25 protein-coding genes are annotated in these 21343 nt (G+C 69.3%); 8 read left to right on the plus strand and 17 right to left on the minus strand.

The features are described 5' to 3' along the window. Positions 1–38: 38 nt before the first annotated feature. From EOE66_RS13430 to EOE66_RS13450, 5 genes are all read right to left on the minus strand, one after another. Positions 39–1184: a D-alanyl-D-alanine carboxypeptidase family protein gene (locus tag EOE66_RS13430; RefSeq protein WP_128229250.1), complete on the minus strand. Its 1146-nt coding sequence runs from the start codon at positions 1182–1184 to the stop codon at positions 39–41. Beyond that, positions 1181–1831 (minus strand): alpha/beta hydrolase, encoded by a 651-nt coding sequence (locus EOE66_RS13435; protein WP_128229252.1) that lies wholly within the window; start codon positions 1829–1831, stop codon positions 1181–1183. Before EOE66_RS13435 ends, EOE66_RS13430 begins: the two co-directional genes overlap by 4 nt. A gap of 24 nt (positions 1832–1855) precedes the next feature. Beyond that, complete coding sequence (locus EOE66_RS13440; protein WP_128229253.1) at positions 1856–2182, minus strand: (2Fe-2S) ferredoxin domain-containing protein; 327 nt, start codon at positions 2180–2182, stop codon at positions 1856–1858. 76 nt (positions 2183–2258) lie between these two features. Then, entirely contained in the window at positions 2259–3401 is a 1143-nt protein-coding gene (locus EOE66_RS13445; protein WP_128229254.1) for a VanZ family protein, read from the minus strand. 11 nt (positions 3402–3412) lie between these two features. Continuing rightward, positions 3413–3841 carry a CopD family protein gene (locus EOE66_RS13450; RefSeq protein ID WP_128229255.1) on the minus strand — a complete coding sequence of 143 codons (429 nt, stop codon included), beginning with the start codon at positions 3839–3841 and terminating at the stop codon, positions 3413–3415. A gap of 247 nt (positions 3842–4088) precedes the next feature. On the opposite strand from EOE66_RS13450, the gene hemB reads away from it, so the two are divergent. Further along, entirely contained in the window at positions 4089–5093 is a 1005-nt protein-coding gene (gene hemB, locus EOE66_RS13455) for a porphobilinogen synthase (RefSeq protein ID WP_128229256.1), read from the plus strand. Between the two features lie 26 nt (positions 5094–5119). Further along, a complete protein-coding gene (locus tag EOE66_RS13460) occupies positions 5120–6220 on the plus strand; it encodes a magnesium transporter CorA family protein (protein WP_128229257.1) in 1101 nt (366 codons plus the stop codon). 25 nt (positions 6221–6245) lie between these two features. On the opposite strand, the gene EOE66_RS13465 is transcribed toward EOE66_RS13460, so the two are convergent. Then, positions 6246–7670, minus strand: a complete 1425-nt coding sequence (locus tag EOE66_RS13465; protein ID WP_128229258.1) for an N-acetylmuramoyl-L-alanine amidase — start codon at positions 7668–7670, stop codon at positions 6246–6248. A gap of 5 nt (positions 7671–7675) precedes the next feature. Further along, positions 7676–8179 (minus strand): tRNA (adenosine(37)-N6)-threonylcarbamoyltransferase complex ATPase subunit type 1 TsaE, encoded by a 504-nt coding sequence (gene tsaE / locus EOE66_RS13470; protein WP_128229259.1) that lies wholly within the window; start codon positions 8177–8179, stop codon positions 7676–7678. 42 nt (positions 8180–8221) lie between these two features. Here tsaE and queG point away from each other — a divergent pair, with 42 nt between their 5' ends. Further along, positions 8222–9265 carry a tRNA epoxyqueuosine(34) reductase QueG gene (gene queG, locus EOE66_RS13475; protein ID WP_128229715.1) on the plus strand — a complete coding sequence of 348 codons (1044 nt, stop codon included), beginning with the start codon at positions 8222–8224 and terminating at the stop codon, positions 9263–9265. 9 nt (positions 9266–9274) lie between these two features. Here queG and EOE66_RS13480 read toward each other — a convergent pair whose 3' ends face one another. Further along, positions 9275–10180, minus strand: coding sequence for an AEC family transporter (locus EOE66_RS13480; protein ID WP_128229260.1), 906 nt, complete (start codon positions 10178–10180; stop codon positions 9275–9277). A gap of 68 nt (positions 10181–10248) precedes the next feature. Here EOE66_RS13480 and EOE66_RS13485 point away from each other — a divergent pair, with 68 nt between their 5' ends. From EOE66_RS13485 to xerD, 3 genes are all read left to right on the plus strand, one after another. Continuing rightward, positions 10249–10896, plus strand: a complete 648-nt coding sequence (locus tag EOE66_RS13485; RefSeq protein ID WP_245479033.1) for a chalcone isomerase family protein — start codon at positions 10249–10251, stop codon at positions 10894–10896. Between the two features lie 74 nt (positions 10897–10970). Further along, complete coding sequence (locus EOE66_RS13490) at positions 10971–11957, plus strand: tripartite tricarboxylate transporter substrate binding protein BugE (RefSeq protein ID WP_128229262.1); 987 nt, start codon at positions 10971–10973, stop codon at positions 11955–11957. Beyond that, positions 11954–12859, plus strand: coding sequence for a site-specific tyrosine recombinase XerD (xerD, locus tag EOE66_RS13495; RefSeq protein ID WP_128229263.1), 906 nt, complete (start codon positions 11954–11956; stop codon positions 12857–12859). The genes EOE66_RS13490 and xerD overlap by 4 nt, the downstream gene beginning before the upstream one ends. A 72-nt stretch (positions 12860–12931) precedes the next feature. Here xerD and EOE66_RS13500 read toward each other — a convergent pair whose 3' ends face one another. The 4 genes from EOE66_RS13500 to EOE66_RS13515 all read right to left on the minus strand — a co-directional run bounded on the left by EOE66_RS13500 (position 12932) and on the right by EOE66_RS13515 (position 16564). Then, complete coding sequence (locus EOE66_RS13500; RefSeq protein WP_128229264.1) at positions 12932–13873, minus strand: porin; 942 nt, start codon at positions 13871–13873, stop codon at positions 12932–12934. A 172-nt stretch (positions 13874–14045) separates the two neighbouring features. Continuing rightward, complete coding sequence (locus tag EOE66_RS13505; RefSeq protein ID WP_128229265.1) at positions 14046–14798, minus strand: amino acid ABC transporter permease; 753 nt, start codon at positions 14796–14798, stop codon at positions 14046–14048. A gap of 27 nt (positions 14799–14825) precedes the next feature. Beyond that, the gene (locus tag EOE66_RS13510; protein WP_128229266.1) at positions 14826–15686 is read right to left on the minus strand and encodes a basic amino acid ABC transporter substrate-binding protein; all 861 of its coding nucleotides are present in this window, start codon (positions 15684–15686) and stop codon (positions 14826–14828) included. 68 nt (positions 15687–15754) lie between these two features. After that, a complete protein-coding gene (locus EOE66_RS13515; RefSeq protein ID WP_128229267.1) occupies positions 15755–16564 on the minus strand; it encodes a ferritin-like domain-containing protein in 810 nt (269 codons plus the stop codon). Positions 16565–16600: 36 nt separating this feature from the next. Here EOE66_RS13515 and EOE66_RS13520 point away from each other — a divergent pair, with 36 nt between their 5' ends. After that, a complete protein-coding gene (locus EOE66_RS13520) occupies positions 16601–17125 on the plus strand; it encodes a gamma carbonic anhydrase family protein (protein WP_128229268.1) in 525 nt (174 codons plus the stop codon). After that, the gene (hslO, locus tag EOE66_RS13525; RefSeq protein ID WP_128229269.1) at positions 17125–18090 is read left to right on the plus strand and encodes an Hsp33 family molecular chaperone HslO; all 966 of its coding nucleotides are present in this window, start codon (positions 17125–17127) and stop codon (positions 18088–18090) included. Before EOE66_RS13520 ends, hslO begins: the two co-directional genes overlap by 1 nt. On the opposite strand, the gene EOE66_RS13530 is transcribed toward hslO, so the two are convergent. From EOE66_RS13530 to EOE66_RS13550, 5 genes are read right to left on the minus strand one after another with little or no spacing between them, the layout of a single operon-like run. After that, complete coding sequence (locus EOE66_RS13530; RefSeq protein WP_128229270.1) at positions 18084–18776, minus strand: AAA family ATPase; 693 nt, start codon at positions 18774–18776, stop codon at positions 18084–18086. The genes hslO and EOE66_RS13530 overlap by 7 nt on opposite strands. Next, positions 18776–19411, minus strand: coding sequence for a nicotinamide riboside transporter PnuC (gene pnuC, locus EOE66_RS13535; RefSeq protein WP_128229271.1), 636 nt, complete (start codon positions 19409–19411; stop codon positions 18776–18778). The genes EOE66_RS13530 and pnuC overlap by 1 nt, the downstream gene beginning before the upstream one ends. A gap of 7 nt (positions 19412–19418) precedes the next feature. Continuing rightward, positions 19419–19703, minus strand: coding sequence for a cell division protein FtsB (ftsB, locus tag EOE66_RS13540; RefSeq protein WP_128229272.1), 285 nt, complete (start codon positions 19701–19703; stop codon positions 19419–19421). A 12-nt stretch (positions 19704–19715) separates the two neighbouring features. After that, complete coding sequence (gene eno / locus EOE66_RS13545; protein WP_128229273.1) at positions 19716–20999, minus strand: phosphopyruvate hydratase; 1284 nt, start codon at positions 20997–20999, stop codon at positions 19716–19718. A gap of 49 nt (positions 21000–21048) precedes the next feature. After that, on the minus strand, positions 21049–21342 hold the full coding sequence (locus EOE66_RS13550) for a DUF1330 domain-containing protein (protein WP_128229274.1): 294 nt from the start codon (positions 21340–21342) through the stop codon (positions 21049–21051). Position 21343 lies beyond the last annotated feature (1 nt).

A 21343-nucleotide genomic window follows, 5' to 3' on the forward strand; every position in this document is an offset into this window, starting at 1 on the left:
TTGTGTCACGGGGGTTCAGTGCGGCCGCATCACGGCGGCTACTGGATCCATAACCGGATGGCGTCCCAGGCACGGCCCAGCAGGCCGGCCAGCGGCACCGGTTCCAGCACCGTCAGCGGCACCTTGCTGACCGCGCTGCCGCCGGCCGTGGTGACGACGATGTGGCCCACGGCCTGCCCGGCGGCCAGCGGGGCCACCAGCGGGTCGGTGCGCTCCAGCGTGGTCTTGAGCTTGTCGCCCTCGCCCTTGGGCACGGTGACGAACACGCCGCCGGCAGCGCCCAGGCGTGCTTCCTTGGCCGTGCCCTTCCACACGGGCACCGTGGCCACGGCCTTGCCGGCCTCGAACAGGCGCACGGTGTCCCAGGCCTGCCAGCCCCAGTTCAGCAGCTTCTGGCTTTCGCCGGCGCGGGCCTCGCGGCTGGCCGTGCCCAGCACCACGCTCACCAGGCGGCGCTTGCCGGCGGGCGTGTCGCGCGCGGCGCTGGCCACCAGGCAGTAGCCGGCAGCCTCCGTGTAGCCGGTCTTCATGCCGTCGACGCTGGGGTCGCGGCCCAGCAGCATGTTGCGGTTGTCCTGCTTGATCTTGTTGTAGGTGTAGTCGCGCAGGCTGTAGATGGCGTAGTGCTGCGGGTGCTCGGTGATGATGCGCGCGGCCACCTGCGCCACGTCGCGCGCGCTGCTGTAGTGGCCGGGCTCGGTGAGGCCCTCGACGTTCTTGAACTGCGTGTTCTTCAGGCCCCAGGCCTGGGCCTGGCGGTTCATCATCGCGACGAAGTTCTCCACGCTGCCAGCCACGCCTTCGGCCAGCGCGATGGAGGCGTCGTTGCCGCTCTGCACGATCATGCCGCGCAGCAGCTCGGCCACGGTGGGCGTCATCGTGGTGTCGATGAACATCAGGCTGCCGCCGAGCTTGCGCTGGTCCCAGGCGCGCTTGGAGACAGGCAGTTGCTGATCGAGCGCGATCTTCTTGTCGCGGATCGCGTTGAACACCAGGTAGGCCGTCATCAGCTTGGTCAGCGAGGCCGGCTCGGCCTGCGCGTCGGCGTCGCGTTCGGCGAGCACCTGGTTGCTATTGAGGTCGATCAGGATGTACTGACGCGCGGCGATCTCGGGCGGCAGCGGGGCTTGCGCTCGAGCGAGTGCGCAGAAGGCGAGGAGAAGGACGGACAGCAGCAGTTTCATGGGGCAGGAGTGTCGGCGTGGGCAGCCCAGGCGCCGGTGACGATCTGTTTGAGCACGGGCAGCTGCCCGTGGAAGAAGTGGCCGGCGCCCGGGAGCACCGTCACCGGCAGCGCAGCGGGGCGGGCCCAGTCGAAGACGGCCGAGAGCGGAACCACGTCGTCGGCTTCGCCGTGGATCACGAGCGTGTCTTCGGGCACCGCAGCCATGGGGAAGTTCCTCACGGCGGGGCCCACCAGCACCAGGCGCCGGGCCGGTAGCGCCCCCGGAGTTTCGCGCAGGCGCGCCGCAGCCTGGCTGGCCACGTAGCCGCCGAAGGAGAAGCCGGCCAGCACCAGGGCCTGGCCCGGCGCGCGCTCGGCCTGCACGACAGCCAGCGCGTCTTCGATCTCGCCACGGCCTTCATCCCAGCCGCCTTCGGAAGCCCCGATGCCGCGGAAGTTGAAGCGCACGCAGCGGTAGCCCAGGCTGACGAAGGCACGGGCGAGCGTCTGCACCACCTTGTTGTGCATCGTGCCGCCGTGCAGCGGGTGCGGGTGGCACACCACCGCCAGGCCGCGCACGGGTGTGCTGGGCGGCGGGCTGTCGACGGCGGCCTCGATGCGGCCGGCCGGGCCGGCCAGCACCACGGCCTGGGTGGCCGCGTTCATGCGCAAGCACTCATGGAAGGCGGCTCAGCGTCCGACCGTGGGTGGCAGCACCAGACGCTGCACGACGCGGCCGTTCTTGAGGTGCTCTTCGACGATCTCGTCGAGGTCGTGCTGGTCGACGAAGGTGTACCAGGTCTCCTCGGGGTAGACCACGGCCACGGGGCCGCCTGCGCAGCGGTCCAGGCAACCGGCCTTGTTGATGCGCACGCCGCCCGGGCCGGCCAGGCCTTCGGCCTTTACACGCGCCTTGCAGTGGTCGAACGCGGCCTGTGCGTCGTGCTGGGCGCAGGCCGCTTCGCCGTTCTTGCGCTCGTTGAGGCAGAAGAAAACGTGATGCTGGTAATAGCTCATGCGCAGATTGTAGGCAGCGGCCCTGCGCGGGCCTGGGCAAACCCTGGGGCCTCACGCGGTTGCAGGCCGCGCCGGGTCAACGCGTCGTGCCGTCGTCGCGCGCGCCCAGACGCAGCAGCAGCCACAGCATGGCGGCGTAGGGCCAGAGCCAGCCCACCCATTGCGCCAGGCCGTGAAAGCGCACGAAGCGGCCCTGCTCCCAGGCCTGCAGGCTCTGCGCGAAGTAAGGGTCGGCAGGGGCCTGCGCCACGCCCACCACCAGGCCAGTGAGGACGACCAGCCCGAGGCCCCGCACCACGCGCCTCGGCACCGGGGCCAGCACCAGTGCCAGCCCCAGGCCCAGCACCAGGCCAGGGCCGGCGGTGGGCGTGAGCCAGGCCATCGCATTGCCCGGCCCGAAGTTCAGCAGCGTCGACAGCCCCATCGCTGCCCAACCGAGGGCCAGCGCCCCCAGGGCAGCGGCCACGCGCCGCCAGCCCGCGGGCATCACGCTGTAGGCCAGCAGGCAGGGGCCGAGCAGGCCCAGGGCCACGATGAGCGCCTCGCTGAGCGGACGCAGGGGCGCGCGCACCACCGGCGCGCTGTCGAGCAGCACGTAGGCGGCCTCGGCCCAGGGCACGTCGGACAACAGATCCACCAAGGCCTCGCGCAATCGCTCGCCCACCTGGCCCAGGCCCAGTGGCAGCGGCGTCGGGAAGAGCAGCCCGACCGGCCACAGCGCCAGCAGTGCCAGGGCGCCTGCACTGTCGCGCGCAAACCAGCGAACCCGCAGCGCCTGCCAGCGGTCCACCAGCCCCAGGGCATGGCCGGCCAGCGCGAGCAGTGCACCGAGGGCGGCGCCGCCCGTGTTGAGCAGGAAGTCTTCGCGTGCCGGCACGCGCCTCGGCAGGAACTGTTGCAGCACCTCGGTGCCGTAGGACAACACGGCCGGCACCGACACGGCCAGCAGCCATGCCACCAGCGTGTGCCCGCCGCTGCGACGCGCGGCGATGCAGATCAGCGCACCCAGCGGCAGGTAGCCGAGCAGGTTGCTGTATCGATCGAATTCGTCCTGCCAGCGGGTCCAGGGCAGGCTGGCGAGGGTCCAGGCGTCCTGGCCCGGTGGCCAACGCCAGCCCTCGAAAGGGTAGAGGCTCGCGTACAGCACCAGCGCGGCATACACCAGCGCCAGCGGCGTGGCCGAACTGCGGTGGCGCGGCGGGCCGGGTGCCGGTGCCATCGCGCGGGGCTTCAGAAGGGCTTGACGACCACGAGCACGACGATGGCGATGAACATCAGCACCGAGACCTCGTTGAAGACGCGGAACCACTTGTGGCTGCGCTTGTTGTTCAACTGCTCGAAGCTGCGCAGCACGCCGCGGCACACGTGGTGGTAGCCGATGACGGCCAGCACCAGCACCAGCTTGGCATGCATCCAGCCGCCGCCGACACCGTAGCCCAGCCAGAGCACCAGACCCAGCACCAAGGCCGGCACCATCAGCAGGCTGCTGAAGCGGTAGAGCTTGCGCGCCATCAGCAGCAGGCGTTCACGCTCGGCGTGGCTGTCGGCCGGCACCATGGCCAGGTTGACGAAGATGCGCGGCAGGTAGAAGAGGCCCGCGAACCAACTGGCCACGAAGACGATGTGGAAGGCCTTGACCCAGAGATAGCTGCTGCTCATGCGGCCATTATCGACACGGCCGTGGCGGCACTTGCACCGGCGCCTGCGGCCAAAAAAAAGCCCCGATCCAAGGACCGGGGCGGGTAAGCCTTATCGCTGTCATCACGCTAAGGCACCTGCTCAGGGAGGAAAAGCAGGGAACGACAACCTCGCGGCTATCATTCATGTACGACTTTATCAGATGTAATTTCGCAGCAGCAAGGCCACTTTTCGCGTTTGCAGTGGCTGAAACACGAGGAAGCCCCGCTTGATCACGCCCCCGCCATACCCCGCCAGCCGCCCGCGCCGCTTGCGCCGTGATGCCGCCATCCGCAGCATGGTGCGCGAGCACCGCCTGGCCCCGGAAGATTTCATCCTGCCGGTGTTCGTGTTCGATGGGGACGGCCCGCCACAAGACGTGGCCAGCATGCCCGGCGTGCAGCGCCGCAGCATCGCGGGTGTGCTCGAGCAGGCCGAGCAGTGTGTGGCGCTGGGTGTGCCGGCGATCGCGTTGTTTCCGGTGATCGACGCCGCGCTCAAGACGCCTGATGGCGTGGAGGCCACCAACCCCGAAGGCCTGGTGCCACGCGCCGTGCGCGCCATCAAGCACCGTTTCCCGGGCTTGTGTGTGCTGACCGACGTGGCGCTCGACCCCTACACCAGCCACGGGCAGGACGGCTTGCTGGATGACACGGGCTACATCCTCAACGACCCCACCGTGGCCATGCTGACGAAGCAGGCGCTGGTGCAGGCTGCCGCGGGCGTGGACATCGTGGCGCCCAGCGACATGATGGACGGCCGCATCGGCGCCATCCGCCATGCGCTGGAGGCTGCGGGCCACGTGCACACGCGCATCATGGCCTACAGCGCCAAGTACGCCAGCGCCTTCTACGGCCCCTTCCGCGATGCCGTGGGCAGCGCCGGCAACCTGGGCAAGGCCGACAAGAAGGTCTACCAGATGGACCCAGGCAACAGCGACGAAGCCCTGCGCGAAGTGGCGCTGGACATCGCCGAGGGTGCCGACCTGGTGATGGTCAAGCCCGGCATGCCTTATCTCGACATCGTGCGCCGCGTGAAGGACGAGTTCCGCGTGCCCACCTTCGCCTACCAGGTCAGCGGCGAGTACGCCATGCTCAAGGCCGCTGCCGCCAATGGCTGGATCGATCACGACGCCGTGATGATGGAGAGCCTGCTCGCCTTCAAGCGCGCCGGCGCCGATGGCGTGCTGACCTACTTCGCGCTGGATGCAGCGCGCCTGCTGGCCAGGCGCTGATCGGCCCTGCCCGCGATCGGCTGCCGATGCGCATCTTCCACGTCAGCAACGAGCAGTTCACGGAACTCGAGAGCCTGCCTGAGGTGCTGCCCGCGCAGGGCTTCCTTTGGGTGGGCAGCGCGCGCCGTGAGTTCGAGGTGCGTGCACCGGAAGTACAGGCGGCGCTGCAGCGCTGGACCGGCGGGCAGCTGGTGGACCTGCACATCGCCGACCTGCTGAACCACCAGCTGCCCAGCCATTACGACTACACCTCGTGGTACGACGTGATGGTGTTCCGCCGCCTGGCCGCCGGCGCCGGCACGGCCGGCAAGTTCTTCGGCGAAGAGCAGGGCACCGCTGCCACGGCGCGCGAAGCGCTGGCGGCCATCGACACCAGCCCGGTGGGCTTCGCGCTCTTCGACCGTGTGCTCGTCACCGTGCACCCGACCGACTGCGCGGTGCGCGAGTTCTTCGCGCAGCGCCTGGGCGGCCTGGCCAGTGGCAACGACCCGCGCGGCAATGCGCGCCTGCCGGTGCACCCGGCCGACCTGATGCTGCGCATGGTCAACCACATGGTCGACGGCTACCTCGACCTGCGGCGCCTGCTCACGCGCCAGCTCGGCACGCTGCAGGCGCAACTGCTCGACCCGCGCAGCCGCTTCGCGGATTGGCAGATCCTGCTCGAGTCGCGCAACACGCTGCACGCGCTGGAAGACATCTGCGAAGACCAGCGCAGCGCGGTGCAGGAGTGGATCGACGCGCTGGACGAATGGCCTGACGAGACCGAGCCTCAGAGCCGCCGCGAGCGCGAACTGCTGCGCGTGCGCTCGCGCGACGTGCTGGAGCACATCGAGCGTGTGCTCGGGCATGTGCGTCGCCTGGAGCAGAGCGCCGAGACCGCCGTGCAGATGCACTTCAGCGCCCTGGGCCACCGCACCAACGACATCATGCGCACGCTCACGGTGCTGACGGCCATCTTCCTGCCACTGAACCTCATCACCGGTTTCTTCGGCATGAACTTCGATGCGCTGCCGCTCATCCACTCGGCCACGGGCCTGTGGGTGGCCCTCGGCCTGATGGCGTTGGTGGGCGTGGGGCTGGTGGTGTTCTTCCGCAGCAAGCGCTACCTGGGCAGCGGCCCGCGCTGAAGCGCGCTGCGAAGCCGCGTCAACTTCAGAGCTGGCGCGTGCGTGCCAGCGGCGGGTTGCGCTCGAAGTAGCGCTGGATGCCGGCAGCCAGGGCCTCCACCAGGCGGGCGCGGTAGCTCGGGTCGCGCAATTGCGCTTCTTCGTCCGGGTTCGAGATGAAGGCCGTCTCCACCAGGATGCTGGGGATGTCGGGCGCCTTCAACACCGCGAAGCCGGCCTGTTCGACCCGCGGCTTGTGCAGGCGGCCCACGCGGCCCATGCGCGTGAGCACTTCTTCGCCGAGCTTGAGGCTGTCCTTGATCTGTGCGGTGGTGCTCATGTCGAGCAGGGCGCCCAGCACCTGGCGGTCGCGTACGTTGGCGATGTTCACGCCGCCCACCTGGTCGGCCTGGTTCTCGCGCTGAGCCATCCACCTCGCCGCGCTGCTGGTGGCCCCGCGCGTGGACAGCGCGAAGACGCTGGCACCGCGCGCCTCGGGCCGGTAGAAGGCATCGGCGTGGATGCTGACGAAGAGATCGGCCTGCACGCGCCGTGCCTTGCGCACGCGCTCGTGCAGCGGCACGAAGAAGTCTCCGTCGCGCGTCATCATCACGCGCATGCCGGGCAGGGCGTTGAGCTTCTCGCGCAGGGCCAGGGCCACGGCCAGCACCACGTCCTTCTCGCGCAGACCGGTGGGGCCGATGGCGCCCGGGTCTTCACCGCCATGGCCGGGGTCGAGCGCAACGATGATGAGCCGCTCCACGCGCCGGCGCTCGCTGGCCGTGGGCGCCGCGGCGCTGGCGACGGGGGCGGGCAAAGCGGCGGCTGCGGCAGGTGCGGCGATGCCCGATGCCGATGCGGCCGTCGCCGGCGCGCCGCCCAGCGCCACACGCGACGTGGCCGCGGCCGGCCCGGGCTTTTCGATGCGGGCGATCAACTCGCCCAGCACGTCCTGCGCTGCCGCTGCCGCGGCACGCTGGCCGGCATCTTCACGTTCGCGAACCAGCGCCAGCAGCGGGTCGGCCTCCTGCACCGGGTAGAGATCGAACACCAGGCGCTGCTGGTAGCTCGCCACCGGGGCCAGTGCGAATTGCTGCGGCCGGACGGCCTGCTTCAGATCAAAAACCAGACGCACCACCCGCGGCTGGTACTGACCCACGCGCACGCGCTCGATGTAGGGGTCGTCGGGCCGCACCTGGCCCACCAGTTCGCGCAGCGCGGTGTCGAGCCCCAGGCCGTCGATGTCGACCACCAGCCGGTTGGGGCTGTCGACCAGCTGGTGGCTGGCGCTGAGCGGCTGGTCGGATTCGATGGTGACGCGCGTGTAGTCGCGAGCCGGCCAGACCCGCACCGCCACGATGCTGGCCCCGAAGGCCAGCTGTGGCGCAGCGAGCAGCATGACCAGAGAGCCTCCGGCCTGCAGCGCGCGGCGACGGCTGCCCAGGGGGAACTGCAGCGGGTGCTTGGGCATGGGGCTCAAAGCAGCGTCAGGCCGCGACTGGTGCCGGCTTCCAGCCGAAGGGTGCGGCTGTCATCGGCCTCGGGCGTGATGTGCAGGCGCAGATCGGCCACGGGCAGCACGGCGGCGGCATGTTCGGGCCATTCGGCCAGCTTCAGGCCGGGCGCCGCGAACACCTCGCGGAAGCCGGCATCGGCCCACTCGCGAGGGTCGGTGAAGCGGTAGAAGTCGAAATGGGCAGCAATGCCGCCGCGCGGCAGTGCGTAGTTCTCCATCACCGTGTAGGTGGGGCTCTTCACGCGGCCCTGCACGCCCAGCGCACGCAGCAGATGCCGCACGAACGTGGTCTTGCCTGCGCCGAGCGGGCCGTGCAGTTCGATGTAGGCGTCGGGCTGGGCGCCTGCCCAGGTGAGTGTGGCGGCCAGCTGCGAGGCGAATGCGGCGCAGGCGTCTTCGTCGGCCCAGTGCAGCAGGCGGCTTCCTAGAATGGCGGCAGGGCTGACAGCAGGCGTGTGGTGCATCAAGACGAAAAGCGGGCGCTGGAGCAGGGGTTGGTGCAGCGCTTGCGCGGCTGGGGCCGCGAGCTGGGATTCTCCCAGATCGCCATCGCCGACATCGATCTCACCACGGCCGAAGCGGGGCTGCTGGCGTGGCTGGAGGCGGGCTTCCACGGCGGCATGGGCTACATGGCCGCGCACGGGCTGAAGCGAGCCCGCCCTGCCGAACTGGTGCCCGGCACCGTGCGGGTGATCACCGCGCGCATGGACTACCTGCCGCGGGACACCCCGCCCGATTGGCAGCAGGCCGAGCAGCAGGCGCTGTCCGACCCGCAGCGGGCCGTGGTGTCGGTCTACGCCCGCGGCCGCGATTACCACAAGGTGCTGCGGCAACGCCTGCAGCGCCTGGCCGAGCGCCTGGCACACGATGTGGGCCCGCTCGGCCATCGCGTCTTCACCGACTCGGCCCCGGTGCTGGAGGTGGAACTGGCCACGCGTGCGGGCCTGGGCTGGCGCGGCAAGCACACGCTGGCGCTGCACCGCGAGGCCGGCTCGATGTTCTTCCTGGGCGAGATCTACATCGACCTGCCGTTGCCCATCGACGCGCCCGTCAGCGCGCACTGCGGCAGCTGCGAGGCCTGTCTGACGGCCTGCCCCACGCAGGCCATCGTGGCGCCCTACAGGCTGGATGCGCGGCGCTGCATCAGCTACCTGACCATCGAGCACGAAGGCGCCATTGCGCCCGAATTGCGGCCCTTGATCGGCAACCGCATCTACGGCTGCGACGATTGCCAGCTGGCCTGCCCCTGGAACAAGTACGCGCAGCGTGCCACGCTGCCCGACTTCGACACGCGCGCGCCACTGGGCAACGCCACGCTGCTGCAGCTGTGGGCTTGGGACGAGGCAGAGTTCCTGCGCCGCACCGAGGGCAGTGCCGTCCGGCGCATCGGGCTGGCGCGCTGGCGTCGCAACCTGGCCGTTGCGCTCGGCAATGCCTGGCGCGAGACGGGCGACCCGGCGCTGGCCCTGGCCCTGCAGGCCGCGCTGCCGGCGGCCAGTGATTTGCTCGCCGAGCACATCCGCTGGGCCCTGAGCCAGCGCCGCGCCTGAGGGCTGCGGCTAAGGGGACCAGAGGCGCCAGGCCGCCAGCCACAGCGGCAAGGCGAGCATGCCGATCAGCGTGGACATCGTCACCAGCCCCGCCGTGTAGCCGCCATGGCCGCCCATGCGCACGGCCAGCACGTAGGCGCTGGACGCCGTCGGCAAGGCGGCAAAGGCCACCACGATGGCCTGCTGCCCCGCCGGCAGGCCCAGAGCCACCACCAGCAGCACCGCAAAGGCAGGCAGCAGGGCATGCCGGATGGTCAGCAAGGCTGCAGCCAGGCGTGGCGCTTCCTTCAGCGCGCCCACCTGCAGGCCCGCGCCCACCGCCATCAGACCCAGGGGCAACGCGGCCGCGCCGATGCGGGCCACGGTGGTGTCGACCAGGGTTGGCAGGCGAAGGCCCAGCAGGTTGAAGAGCAGGCCTGCAACGGTGGCAATGATCAACGGGTTGCGTGCCAGTTCGCGCAGGTAGCCCTGACCGCCATGACGGGCCAGCGGCCACACCGCCGCCACGTTGCACAGGGGCACGCAGACCGACACCACCAGCGCCATCCACGCCACCCCGGGCGGGCCGGCCAGGCGCTCGGCCAGCGCCAGTGCCACGTAGGAGTTGAAGCGGAAGGCCGTCTGGGCACCCGAGGCGTGCAGGCGGGCGTCAACCGCCGGCCACAGCCGCAGGCCGTAGGCCAGCAGCACGCCGACCGCCACCACCGCCAGCGCGCTGCCGGCCAGGGGCAGCGCGCTGGCTGGCGAGATCGGGTTGCGCACGATGGCGCCGAAGAGCAGCGCCGGGAAGAGCAGCAGGTACACGAGCCGCTCCACGGCGTCCCACAAGGGGCGGCCCAGCGCGGTGTAGCGGCACAGCAGGAAGCCCAGCACGATGAGCGCGAAGTCGGGCAGCAGCAGCAGGGCGTCGGACATGGGGCGCGAGTATCGGCGAGCCCGCGCGGACGGGCCGCGGCAGCACGGCACGCTGCGCCTCCGGCGTGATGCATCAGTTTGCGAAACTTGTCGGCCTGCCCCAGCTCCAAGCGCCCATGAATCCGTACCGCCGCACCTTGCTTTTCGGACTGCCCGCTGGCCTGCTGTTGCCAGTCTGGGCGCCTGCGCTTGCGCAGCCCGTGTGGGTGGAAGGCCAGGCGTTCGAGAGGCGCATCACCTTGGCCGGCACCGAACTGCTGCTGAACGGCACGGGTGTGCGCGCCGTAGCCTGGTTCAAGGGCTTCGCCGCGGGCCTGTACCTGCGCGAGGCGGGGCGCAGCGCGGCGCAGGTGCTGGCCCAGACCGGACCGAAGCGCCTGCAGATGCGCATGCTGCACGAGGTGCCCGCCGACGAGTTCATGAAGGCCTTCCAGAAGGGCATGACGCGCAACGCAGCACCCGCCGAGCTGCCGGTGCTGGCGGACCGCAAGGAGCTCTTTGCCCGCCGCGTCGCCGCCTTGGGCAAAGTGCGCAAAGGCGACCGCGTCGACCTCGACCTCGAGCCCGGCCGGGGAACGGTCTTCAGCGTGAATGGCAAACTCCAGGGCGAGGCGATCGTGGGGGATGACTTCTACGCCGCCTTGTTACGCAGCTTCGTGGGTGACAGGCCGTACGACAGCCGGCTCAAGGCGGGCCTGCTGGGCGGCGCGGCCTGAGCCCCGGCGAAGACTTCAACGATGAAGCCGGCGTGGCCTCAAGCGCCGGCACCGCCCTGACGGAGACCGATTCCATGCAACGCAAGACCTTCACCCGCCTCATCGGCTGGATGGGCCTGAGCGCTCTCGCGCTGGCCCTGCCCCTGGGCGCCCAGGCTCAGGGCTACCCGAACAAGCCGGTGCGGCTGGTGGTGCCTTTTGCGCCCGGCGGCACCACCGACATCATCGCGCGCGTCGTCGCCGAGAAGGCGAACGCGGCGATGGGACAGAACGTGGTGGTCGAGAACAAGGCCGGTGGCGGCGGTTCCATCGGTGCACTGGAGGTGGTGCGTGCCGCGCCCGATGGCTACATCCTGGGCATGGCGACGGTCTCGACCACGGCGGCCAATCCGGCCATCAACAAGAAGATCGGCTACGACCCGCTGACCGACTTCACGCCCATCATCAACATCGCGGCCACACCCAACGTGATCGCGGTGCACCCCAGCTTCCCGGCGCGTGACTACAAGGGTTTCCTGGCCGAGATCAAGAAGAACCCCGGCAAGTACAGCTTCGCCAGCTCGGGCACGGGCGGCATCGGTCACCTGCAGATGGAGCTGTACAAGAGCCTCACCGGCACCTTCATCACGCACATTCCCTACCGGGGTGCGGGCCCAGCGCTGAACGATACGGTGGCGGGCCAGGTGCCCATCATCTTCGACAACCTGCCCTCGGCGCTGCCGTTCATCCGGGAAGGGCGGCTCATCGCCATCGTGGTGGCCGCGCCGCAGCGCCTGAGCCAGCTGCCGGGTGTGCCGACCTTCAAGGATGTCGGCCTGGAACCCGTGAACCGCATGGCCTACTACGGCATCCTCGGCCCCAAGGGCATGCCCAAGGACGTGGTCGAAAAGATCGCGACGGCCTTCAAGAAGACGGCCGAACTGCCCGATGTGCGCAAGCGCATCGAAGACACCGGCTCGCTGATGATCCTGAACACGCCCGAGGAGTTCGCGCGTCAGATCCGGGCCGAGTTCGACGTCTACAAGACGGTGGTGGCCAAGCAGAACCTGAAGCTCGAATGAGCGGCGGTGGCGGCGTGGCGGTCGACGACCATCGCGCCGCGATCGACCGCTTCATCGATGCCTTGTGGATCGAGGACGGGCTGTCCAGCCTGACGCTCGACGCCTACCGCCGCGATCTCTCCGCCTTCGCCGTGTGGCTGCAGCGTCCGCTGGAGAACACGCGCGAGACCGACCTGCTGGCCTACATGGCAGAGCGCCATGCCGGCACCCGTGCCACGACGGCCAACCGCCGGCTGACGGTCTTCAAACGCTTTTTCCGGTGGGCGGTGCGCGAGCGGCTTGCCGATGCCGACCCCACCCTGCGGCTGCAGGCCGCACGCCAGCCGCTGCGGGTGCCGAAGACCTTGAGCGAAGCGCAGGTCGAAGCCCTGCTGCAGGCGCCCGATGACGAGACCGCGCTCGGCCTGCGCGACCGCGCCATGCTGGAGCTGATGTACGCCAGCGGCCTGCGCGTGAGCGAGCTGGTGGGCCTGAAGACGGTGCAGTTGAACCTCAACGAGGCGGTGCTGCGCGTGATGGGCAAGGGCTCGCGCGAGCGGCTCGTGCCCTTCGGCGGCGAGGCGCAGGCCTGGCTGCAGCGCTACCTGGGCGCGGGGCGCGCCGCGATCCTGGGCGGCAGCGCCAGCGACGCACTCTTCGTCACCCGGCTCGGTGAAGGCATGTCGCGCCAGATGTTCTGGCGTCTCGTCAAACGGTATGCCGTGCAGGCCGGCGTGAGTGCGCCGCTGTCGCCCCACACCTTGCGCCACGCCTTCGCCACCCACCTGCTGAACCACGGCGCGGACCTGCGCGCGGTGCAATTGCTGCTGGGCCATGCCGACATCGGCACCACGACCATCTACACGCACGTGGCCCGTGAGCGATTGCGGCAGTTGCACGCCCAGCACCATCCGCGCGGCTGAGGCGGTACAAAGAAAAAGGCCGGTCAATGGACCGGCCTTTTCGCTGGAGCAACGGGCCGAGGCCCGCGGCGATCAGAAGTTGTGGCGGATGCCGACGCCCAGGGCCGTCAGGTCGGTCGCGTAGAACGTCGCGTTACGGCTGGCGCTGACCTTCGTGTAGTGCGTGTGGATGCGGGTGCGCTTGCTCAGGTTGTAGTTGTAACCCAGCACCAATTGCGAGACGTCGCTGTCGTTGACACGACTGTAGTCGCCAGCCTTGCCGTAGCCGACGTGGAACTCGCTGCTGCCCACGTTATAGGCACCGGTCAGGCGGAAGGTGGTGCGGCTGCCGACGTTGGTACCGTAGCCGTTCTTGTCCTTCTGGATGTAGCCACCGACAACGACCGGGCCCGCGGTGTACAGCGCGCGCACGGCGTACTGGTTGGCGCTGGCGTTGTTCTTCTCGTAGCCGAAGCCCAGGCTCAGGTCGCCCAGTTCGTAGGTGGCGGCCAGATCCAGGACCTTGGCGGCCGCGACGCCTTCGCCGGCGCCAATGGAGGCGTGCAACACCAAGCCGCCCAGGCTGTTGGTGTTGTAGGCGATCTTGTTGCGGTTGTTGCCGATGTAGGCGTACAGGGCATCGGCCGAGGTGCCGGTGTCGTGGTTGTTCATGCTGATGTAGTCAGCCGTCGCGTAGTAAGCCTCGCTGGTGATGCGGCCCAGACGAACGGCACCGAAACCACCCGACAGGCCGACGTACGAGTCGCCAGCGTAGAAGGCGCCGGTGACGGTGCCGGTGTCGACGTTGAAGCGATGCTCGAGCAGGAAGTTTGCTTTCAGGCCGCCGCCGAGGTCTTCCACGCCCTTGAAACCCAGGCGGGAAGCGTTGTTGACGAGTTCTTTGGTCTTCAAGCCAGCGCGGTCGAGCGACTCGGCAGTGACGTTCAGGCGGCCATAGATGGTGACGCTGCTTTGCGCCAGGGCGCTACCGGCAGCCAGAGCCGACACGGCGGCAACAATCAGGGTCTTTTTCATGCGTTTCCTCACTGGATGGTTGCGATGCCGGTGGGCTTTGCCCTTTACCGACGACCGATGACAGTTTAGGGGCGATCCCCGGACAAACCCGCCCTCGGGACAACGCGGATGCAGAAAGTACGCCGCGGCGCAGCATCCGCGCAACACTTCGCGCGGCAGGTGGTGCCGGCTGTTACCGGCCGCGCAGGTGCGCCGGGGCTTCCAGACGGCGGGCCAGCAGCGACAGCGTGAGCGTCAACACCAGGTAGACGACCGAGATGGCGAGGTAGGGCTCCCAGTAGCGCGAGTAGGCCCCGGCCACCGTGCGCGCCGCCAGCGCCAGCTCGGCCAGGCCGATGGCCGAGACCAGCGAACTGTCCTTGATCAGCGTGACGCCTTCGTTCACGAGGGCCGGCACCATGCGCCGGAAGGCCTGGGGCAGGATGACGAAGCGCATGGCCTGCGTGTGCGTCAGGCCCATGCTGTAGGCCGCCTGCGTCTGGCCGCGGTGGATGCTCTGGATGCCGGCGCGGAAGATTTCGCTGATGTAGGCGCCGGCGTTGAGGCTCAGCGCCACACAGCCCGAGAAGAAGGCGCCGTGGTCCTGGCGGAAGCTGCGCGCGAGTTCGCCGGACAGCAGCAGGCCGTGATCGGGGTGCACCAGTGCCGGCATCAGCGCGAAATGCACCAGCAGGATCTGCACAAACAGCGGCGTGCCGCGGAAGAAGGTGACGTACGCCACCGTGATGCCGCGCGCCACGCTGAGCAGCGCGCGCGCCGCCGCGTGGCGCGGCGGCGGGGCGTCGGACGAGGTGCTGACGAGGCCGAAACCCACGCCCAGCACCAAGCCCACCCCGATGGCGACCAGCGTCAGCTGGACCGTCATCCACAAGCCGCTGATGAACAGCGGCATGTAGCCGGACAGGATCTCCCAGCGAAGATCCACCGTCCGGTCTTTCTCTGGTCGAGAGGCTTACTTCGAGGCGGCGGAGGCCGGCGCGGCGGCTTCGGCCTTGGCCGGCGGAGCGCCAAAGTACTTGGTGAAGATCTGGTCGTAGGTGCCGTCGGCCTTGATGTCGGCCAGGCCCTTGTTGATCTTCTCGAGCAGCTCGGTGTTGCCCTTCTTCACGGCAATGCCGTACTGCTCGGGCACGAATTCCTTGTCGGCCACGGTCTTGAACTTGCCGCCCGGGTTGTTGGCCACGTAGTGGATGACCACGCCGTTGTCGGCCACCACGGCGTCGACGCCACCGGCTTCCAGTTCCTTCAGCGCCAGCGGGGTGCTCTCGAAGCGCTTGATGTTGGTGCTGGTCTTGCCTTGCAGCTTGGTGACGGCCTCGTCACCGGTGGTGCCGGTCTGCACGCCCACCTTCAGCTTCTTCAGGTCGGCGAACTTGGAGACCTTGCTGGTCTCCTTGACGGCGATGAGCTGCTGCGCGTCGAAGTAGGGCGCGCTGAAGTCCATGGTGCCCTTGCGCTCTTCGGTGATGGTCACCGCCGAGACGACCAGGTCGCGGTCGCCCTGGCCCAAGGCGTTGAAGATGCCTTCCCAGGGGGTGTTGACGAACTTCACCTCGAAGCCGGCCTTCTTCGCGATGGCCTGCACCACCTCGATGTCGAAGCCGACGATCTCGCCCTTCTCGTTCTGGCTCTCGAAGGGGGCGTAGGCAGCGTCGGTGCCCACCACGTAGACCTTGGCGGGGGCCGGCGCCGGTGCCGAGGCCACGGGGGCCGGGGCGGGGGCTTCTTCCTTCTTGCCGCAGGCGGCAAGCAGCAGGGCGGCGGCGCTGAGGCCGGCAATCTGGAGGAAACGGCGGGTCGACATCGGCTTCATGAGCGTCCGTGAGGGTGGAAGTTGAAGGCGCGAAGTGTAATGCTGCTGCCGCACAAGTCGGCAGAAAGTCACAGCGCGCCGAGCGCCGCGATCTCGGTGTCGGTGAAGCCCGCAGCGCTGCGCGCGGCGATGTTGAAGGGGCCGCGCAGCCTGGGCGCGCGGTGGCGCTCGGCCAGCACGGCGTAATGGGCCACGGGGTCGAGGCCGTCCCTCTCGCACAGCCAGCGGTACCAGTGGTTGCCGATGGCCACGTGGCCGATCTCGTCGCGCAGGATCACGTCGAGGATCTGCACCGCGCGCTCGTCGCCCGCCTGGCGCAGGCGGGCCTGCATGGGTGGCGTGGCGTCCAGCCCGCGGGCTTCCAGCGTGCGGGGCACCAGTGCCATGCGGGCGGTGATGTCGCCGGCGGTGCGGGCCGTCATCGCCCACAGGCCGTCGTGGGCCGGGTGGTCGCCGTAGCAGCAGCCGAGGGTCGCCAGGTGTTCGCTGAGCAGCGAGAAGTGCAGCGCTTCCTCCGCCGCCACGCGCAGCCAGTCGCGGTAGTAAGCGCGCGGCATGCCGGCGAAGCGCCACACCGCGTCCAGCGCCAGGTTGATGGCATTGAGTTCGATATGCGCCACGGCGTGCAGCAGCGCGGCCCGGCCTTCGCGGGTGAAGGGCGAGCGCGGCTGCACCTCGCGGGGGTCGACGAGCAGAGGGCGCTCGGTACGCCCTGGCAGCGGGCCTTCGGCCTGGAGCGCTGCGTCCGGGTCGAGCAGCGGGCCGTGCCCGTCCATCAGGCCCGGGTGGTGCTGCGGGTGCAGTGCCAGGGCCGCGGCCGCCTTCTCGGCCGGCTCGGCGATCTGCAAGGCCCGCAGGGCGGCGCGACGTAGCTCCATCCCTAGAATTGTGCGCTTTGCCTGCAGGAGGCCCACATGGCCATCTACCAACTCGGCGACGACGCACCGCGCATCGCCGCCACCGCCTGGGTGGCCGAAAGCGCCGAGGTCATCGGCCGCGTGGCCCTGGGGGAAGGCGCCAGCGTCTGGTACGGCGCCGTGCTGCGCGGCGACAACGAATGGATCACCATCGGCGCGCGCAGCAACGTGCAGGAAGCCGCCGTGATGCACACCGACATGGGCTCGCCCCTGACGCTGGGCGAAGACGTGACCGTGGGCCACCAGGCCATGCTGCACGGCTGCACCGTGGGGGATGGCGCGCTCATCGGCATCCAGGCCGTGGTGCTGAACGGCGCGGTCATCGGGCGCGGCTGCCTGGTGGGCGCCGGCGCGGTCGTCACCGAGGGCAAGGTCTTCCCCGACCACAGCCTCATCATCGGCAGCCCGGCCAAGGCGGTGCGCGAGATCACGCCCGAGCAACTGGAACGCATGAAGCAAGGGGCGGTGGGCTACGTCGAGAAGGCCCAGCGCCACCGCACCCAACTGAAACGGATCGCCTGATGAGCGTGTTGCGCAAATTCCTGTTCGAGGGCCTGCCCGTGCGCGGCATGCTCGTGCGCCTGACCGACGGCTGGCAGGAGGTGCTGCGCCGCCGCCAGACCGTGGGTGAACACCCGCCCGAGGTGCGCGTGCTCATGGGCGAGATGGCCGCCGCGGCCGTGCTGATGCAGGCCAACATCAAGTTCAACGGCGCGCTGGTGCTGCAGATGCAGGGTGACGGCCCCGTGAAGCTGGCCGTGGCCGAGGTGCAGCCCGACCTGGCTTTCCGCGCTACCGCCAAAGTGGTGGGCGAGGTGCCGGCCGGCGCCCAGCTGGAAGCGCTGCTGAACGTGCACGGCCAGGGCCGCTGCGCCATCACGCTGGACCCGAAAGACCGCCTGCCCGGCCAGCAGCCCTACCAAGGCGTGGTGCCGCTGCATGGCGACCAGCGCGAGCCGCTGCAACAGGTGCAGCAGGTGCTGGAGCACTACATGCTGCAGAGCGAGCAGCTCGACACGCGCCTGGTGCTGGCCGCCAACGACGGGGTGGCCGCAGGGCTGCTGATCCAGCGCATGCCGGTGGAAGGTGAAGGCAATCTCGAGGGGCGCCGAAACGAAGACGACATTGGCATCTCGGAGCACTTCAACCGCATCGCGATGCTGGCCGCCACGCTCACGCGCGAAGAACTGCTGGGGCTGCCGCCCGAGCAGATCCTGCACCGGCTGTTCTGGGAAGAAACCCTGCGCGTCTTCGAACCCGACACCGCGGCCACGCCGCGTTTTGCCTGCAGTTGCAGCCGCGAGCGTGTGCGCAACATGCTGCGCGGCCTGGGCCGGGAAGAGAGCGAGAGCCTGATCGCCGAGCGCGGCGAGGTGGAGGTGGGCTGCGAGTTCTGCGGCCTGCAGTACCGCTTCGACGCGGTGGACGTGGGCGAGATGTTCACGCCGGTGCGCGACCAGCCGCCGGGGCCGGCGGCGGTTCAATAGCGGCCAGCCTGGGACGCTGCACCCTGCAGCGCGCGCTCGAAGGCCGGCACGCAGCACTCGCAAGACCAGCGCGCGGCGGCCCCGTTGCCCAGCCCGGTGAGGCTGGTGAAGAGGCCTCCGCGCCGCGCAGACGCAGGGGCTTCTTGCGCAAACAAGGCCGGCCGTGTGGCGGCCAGCGCGTTCTGCAGCCGCGTCTGGCCGCTGCCGGCCACGATGGCGTGGGCGATGCCGTGGCGGTGCATCAGCTCGCGCAGCGCGTGGTCCACCGGCTCGCGCACCTGCGGGCCGTCGCGCTGCAGACCGTCGGGCACCCAGGGCAGGTCCAGCGCGGTCAGCAGCGTCACGCCCGCGCGGCGGTGCAGCGCCACGGCGCGTTCGTCGAGGCTGCGGTCGCCGAAGACGATGCGGCTGTAGACGGCCGTCATCAGTGCCGTGGTGTCGCAGACCACGATGTCGTGCGTCTCGGCGGCGGCGTTCAGGCGTTCGTGCTGGGCGCGCATCATCGATGCCTGCTCGTGGGCCAGCGGCGTGCGGCCGGTGTGGTCGCACCACTCGCGCAGCACTTCGGGCACCCAAGCCACACGGCGCCCGCTTTCGCGCGCCAGCGCCTCGGCCAGTGCGGCAGCGAGCGTGGTCTTGCCGGTGCTCTCGGCACCGACGATGGCCACCAGCAGCGCCGGCTGCATCAGGCCACCGCCAGCCTGCGCCAGGCGCGCCAGCCGACGAAAGACAGCCCCACGAAAACGGCGTACAGCAGCGTGGTCAGCCAGAGGCCCTTGGTGGCGAACAGCGCCACGCTGACGAGGTTCACACCCACCCACACCGGCCAGTTCTCGACGCACTTGCGGGCCAGCAGCAACTGACCCGCCAAGCTGGCGACGGTGGGCAGCGCGTCGAAGTAGGGCACGTCGCTGTCGGTGGCTCGGTCGAGCAGCGCACCGACCAGCGGCCAGGCCGCCAGCGTCGCCGCGGTCAGCAGCGCGATGCCACGCCGCGAGAGGTGGTGCACGCGCAGCGGCGCGCCATCGTCGCCGCGCCCGCGTTGCCACTGCCACCAGCCCCAGCAGGCGGCGGCGATGAAGACGAACTGCAGCGCCGCCTCGCCATAGAGCTTGCTGTCGGCAAACAGCAGGGCGTAGAGCAGCGAGCTCAGGATGGCCAAGGGCCACGCGATGGGATTGACGCGGAGGTTGGCCAGCACCATCAGCACCGCGGCCGTGAAGGCCACCACCTCCAGCCACGTGACCGGGCTGCCCCAGAGCGTGAAGGCCGTCGCCAGCAGGGGTTGCGCGGCGGCCAGCAGCGCGTCGAGCGCGGGCATGGGCGCCTCAGCGGCGTGCCGCCACCTGCGTCACTTGGACCAGGATCTCGTCAGGCTTGACCATGCCCAGCTCGGCACGCGCTTTCTCTTCCACCATCTCCAGGCCCTCGCGCAGGTCGGCCACCTCGGCGGCCACACGCTGGTTGCGTTCGCGCGCGGTGTCGTTCAGCGCGCGCTGCTCGGCCAGCTGCTTGCGCAGGCTCATCACGTAGGGCAGGTTGCCCTTGCCGAACCACAGGTCGCCCTGCACCACCACCAGCAGGGCGGCAAGCAGCAGCGGGGTCCAGCGCATCGGGCCAGCGCCTTACTTCAGGTTGTAGAAGGCAGCGCGGCCGGGGTAGCTGGCCACGTCACCCAGGTCTTCCTCGATGCGCAGCAGCTGGTTGTACTTGGCCATGCGGTCGCTGCGGCTCAAGGACCCGGTCTTGATCTGCCCCGCGTTGGTGCCCACCGCGATGTCGGCGATGGTGCTGTCCTCGGTTTCGCCGCTGCGGTGGCTGATGACGTTGGTCCAGCCGGCGCGCTTGGCCATCTCGATGGCGGCGAAGGTCTCGGTCAGCGTGCCGATCTGGTTGATCTTGATGAGGATGGAGTTGGCCACGCCCTCGCGGATGCCGCGCTCCAGGATCTTGGTGTTGGTGACGAAGAGGTCGTCGCCCACCAATTGCACCTTCTTGCCCAGGCGGTCGTTGAGCAGCTTCCAGCCGTCCCAGTCGCCTTCGTGCATGCCGTCTTCGATGCTGATGATCGGGTACTTGTCGACCCAGGTCGCCAGGATGTCGGTCCACTCGGCGGCGGCCAGCTGCAGGCCTTCGCCTTCCAGGTGGTACTTGCCGTCCTTGTAGAACTCGCTGGCGGCGCAGTCCAGGCCCAGGGCGATCTGTTCGCCTGCCACGAAGCCGGCCTTGTCGATGGCTTCCAGGATCAGCTGCAGCGCGGCCTCGTGGCTGGCGACGTTGGGCGCGAAGCCACCTTCGTCGCCCACCTGCGTTGGCATGCCCTTGTCGTGGATGATCTTCTTCAGCGCGTGGAAGACCTCGGCGCCGTAGCGCAGCGCCTCGCGGAAGCTGGGTGCCCCCACGGGGATGATCATCAGCTCCTGCAGGTCGAGGTTGTTGTTGGCGTGCGCGCCGCCGTTGATAACGTTCATCATCGGCACCGGCAGGCTCATGCGGCCCATGCCACCGAAGTAGCGGTAGAGAGGCAGGCCGCTCTCTTCGGCCGCGGCGCGCGCCACGGCCATGCTCACCGCCAGCATCGCGTTGGCGCCCAGGCGGCTCTTGTTGTCGGTGCCGTCGAGGTCGATCAGGGTCTTGTCGAGGAAGGCCTGCTCGGAAGCATCGAGCCCCAGCACCGACTCGCTGATCTCGGTGTTGATGTGCTCCACCGCCTTCAGCACGCCCTTGCCCAGGTAACGGCCCTTGTCGCCGTCGCGCAGCTCGATGGCCTCGCGGCTGCCGGTGCTGGCGCCCGAGGGTACGGCGGCTCGGCCCATGGTGCCGCTTTCCAGCAGCACGTCGCACTCGACCGTGGGGTTGCCACGGCTGTCCAGGATCTCGCGGCCGACGATGTCGACGATGGCACTCATGGGTTCTTCTTTCTCAGCGGAGTTGGAGTTCTTGCAGGGAGCAGGGCGTTCAGACGCCCTCGACGATGACCATGTTGAACATCGCCGTGGCGCCGGCGCGCAGGGCCCGGGCCTGCGCATAGGGCGGGCTGTCGTACATGGCCTTGGCGGCGTCGAAGTCGGGGAAGCGCAACACCGTCAGCCGGGGCGGCTGCCAGTCGCCTTCCAGCACATGCATGCGGCCGCCGCGCACGAGGTATTCACCGCCGAAGGGCTTCACGGCCTCGGGCGCAGAGGCCATGTATTGCTTGAACTGCTCGGGGTCGGTGACCTGCGATTCGACGATCAGGTAGGCGGCGGGCATG

Origin of the sequence: Rubrivivax rivuli (genome assembly GCF_004016505.1) — a bacterium.
In the GTDB taxonomy this organism is placed as follows: Bacteria; Pseudomonadota; Gammaproteobacteria; order Burkholderiales; family Burkholderiaceae_C; genus Rubrivivax; species Rubrivivax rivuli.

What these genes read in the sequence shown, in the direction of transcription:
- EOE66_RS13430 (WP_128229250.1), bottom strand. Translation starts at nt 1,184, where the DNA reads ATGAAACTGCTGCTGTCCGTCCTTCTCCTCGCCTTCTGCGCACTCGCT.
- EOE66_RS13435 (WP_128229252.1), bottom strand. Translation starts at nt 1,831, where the DNA reads ATGAACGCGGCCACCCAGGCCGTGGTGCTGGCCGGCCCGGCCGGCCGC.
- EOE66_RS13440 (WP_128229253.1), bottom strand. Translation starts at nt 2,182, where the DNA reads ATGAGCTATTACCAGCATCACGTTTTCTTCTGCCTCAACGAGCGCAAG.
- EOE66_RS13445 (WP_128229254.1), bottom strand. Translation starts at nt 3,401, where the DNA reads ATGGCACCGGCACCCGGCCCGCCGCGCCACCGCAGTTCGGCCACGCCG.
- EOE66_RS13450 (WP_128229255.1), bottom strand. Translation starts at nt 3,841, where the DNA reads ATGAGCAGCAGCTATCTCTGGGTCAAGGCCTTCCACATCGTCTTCGTG.
- EOE66_RS13460 (WP_128229257.1), top strand. Translation starts at nt 5,120, where the DNA reads ATGCGCATCTTCCACGTCAGCAACGAGCAGTTCACGGAACTCGAGAGC.
- EOE66_RS13465 (WP_128229258.1), bottom strand. Translation starts at nt 7,670, where the DNA reads ATGCCCAAGCACCCGCTGCAGTTCCCCCTGGGCAGCCGTCGCCGCGCG.
- tsaE (WP_128229259.1), bottom strand. Translation starts at nt 8,179, where the DNA reads ATGCACCACACGCCTGCTGTCAGCCCTGCCGCCATTCTAGGAAGCCGC.
- EOE66_RS13480 (WP_128229260.1), bottom strand. Translation starts at nt 10,180, where the DNA reads ATGTCCGACGCCCTGCTGCTGCTGCCCGACTTCGCGCTCATCGTGCTG.
- EOE66_RS13485 (WP_245479033.1), top strand. Translation starts at nt 10,249, where the DNA reads ATGCATCAGTTTGCGAAACTTGTCGGCCTGCCCCAGCTCCAAGCGCCC.
- EOE66_RS13490 (WP_128229262.1), top strand. Translation starts at nt 10,971, where the DNA reads ATGCAACGCAAGACCTTCACCCGCCTCATCGGCTGGATGGGCCTGAGC.
- xerD (WP_128229263.1), top strand. Translation starts at nt 11,954, where the DNA reads ATGAGCGGCGGTGGCGGCGTGGCGGTCGACGACCATCGCGCCGCGATC.
- EOE66_RS13500 (WP_128229264.1), bottom strand. Translation starts at nt 13,873, where the DNA reads ATGAAAAAGACCCTGATTGTTGCCGCCGTGTCGGCTCTGGCTGCCGGT.
- EOE66_RS13510 (WP_128229266.1), bottom strand. Translation starts at nt 15,686, where the DNA reads ATGAAGCCGATGTCGACCCGCCGTTTCCTCCAGATTGCCGGCCTCAGC.
- EOE66_RS13515 (WP_128229267.1), bottom strand. Translation starts at nt 16,564, where the DNA reads ATGGAGCTACGTCGCGCCGCCCTGCGGGCCTTGCAGATCGCCGAGCCG.
- EOE66_RS13520 (WP_128229268.1), top strand. Translation starts at nt 16,601, where the DNA reads ATGGCCATCTACCAACTCGGCGACGACGCACCGCGCATCGCCGCCACC.
- hslO (WP_128229269.1), top strand. Translation starts at nt 17,125, where the DNA reads ATGAGCGTGTTGCGCAAATTCCTGTTCGAGGGCCTGCCCGTGCGCGGC.
- EOE66_RS13530 (WP_128229270.1), bottom strand. Translation starts at nt 18,776, where the DNA reads ATGCAGCCGGCGCTGCTGGTGGCCATCGTCGGTGCCGAGAGCACCGGC.
- pnuC (WP_128229271.1), bottom strand. Translation starts at nt 19,411, where the DNA reads ATGCCCGCGCTCGACGCGCTGCTGGCCGCCGCGCAACCCCTGCTGGCG.
- ftsB (WP_128229272.1), bottom strand. Translation starts at nt 19,703, where the DNA reads ATGCGCTGGACCCCGCTGCTGCTTGCCGCCCTGCTGGTGGTGGTGCAG.
- eno (WP_128229273.1), bottom strand. Translation starts at nt 20,999, where the DNA reads ATGAGTGCCATCGTCGACATCGTCGGCCGCGAGATCCTGGACAGCCGT.
- EOE66_RS13550 (WP_128229274.1), bottom strand. Translation starts at nt 21,342, where the DNA reads ATGCCCGCCGCCTACCTGATCGTCGAATCGCAGGTCACCGACCCCGAG.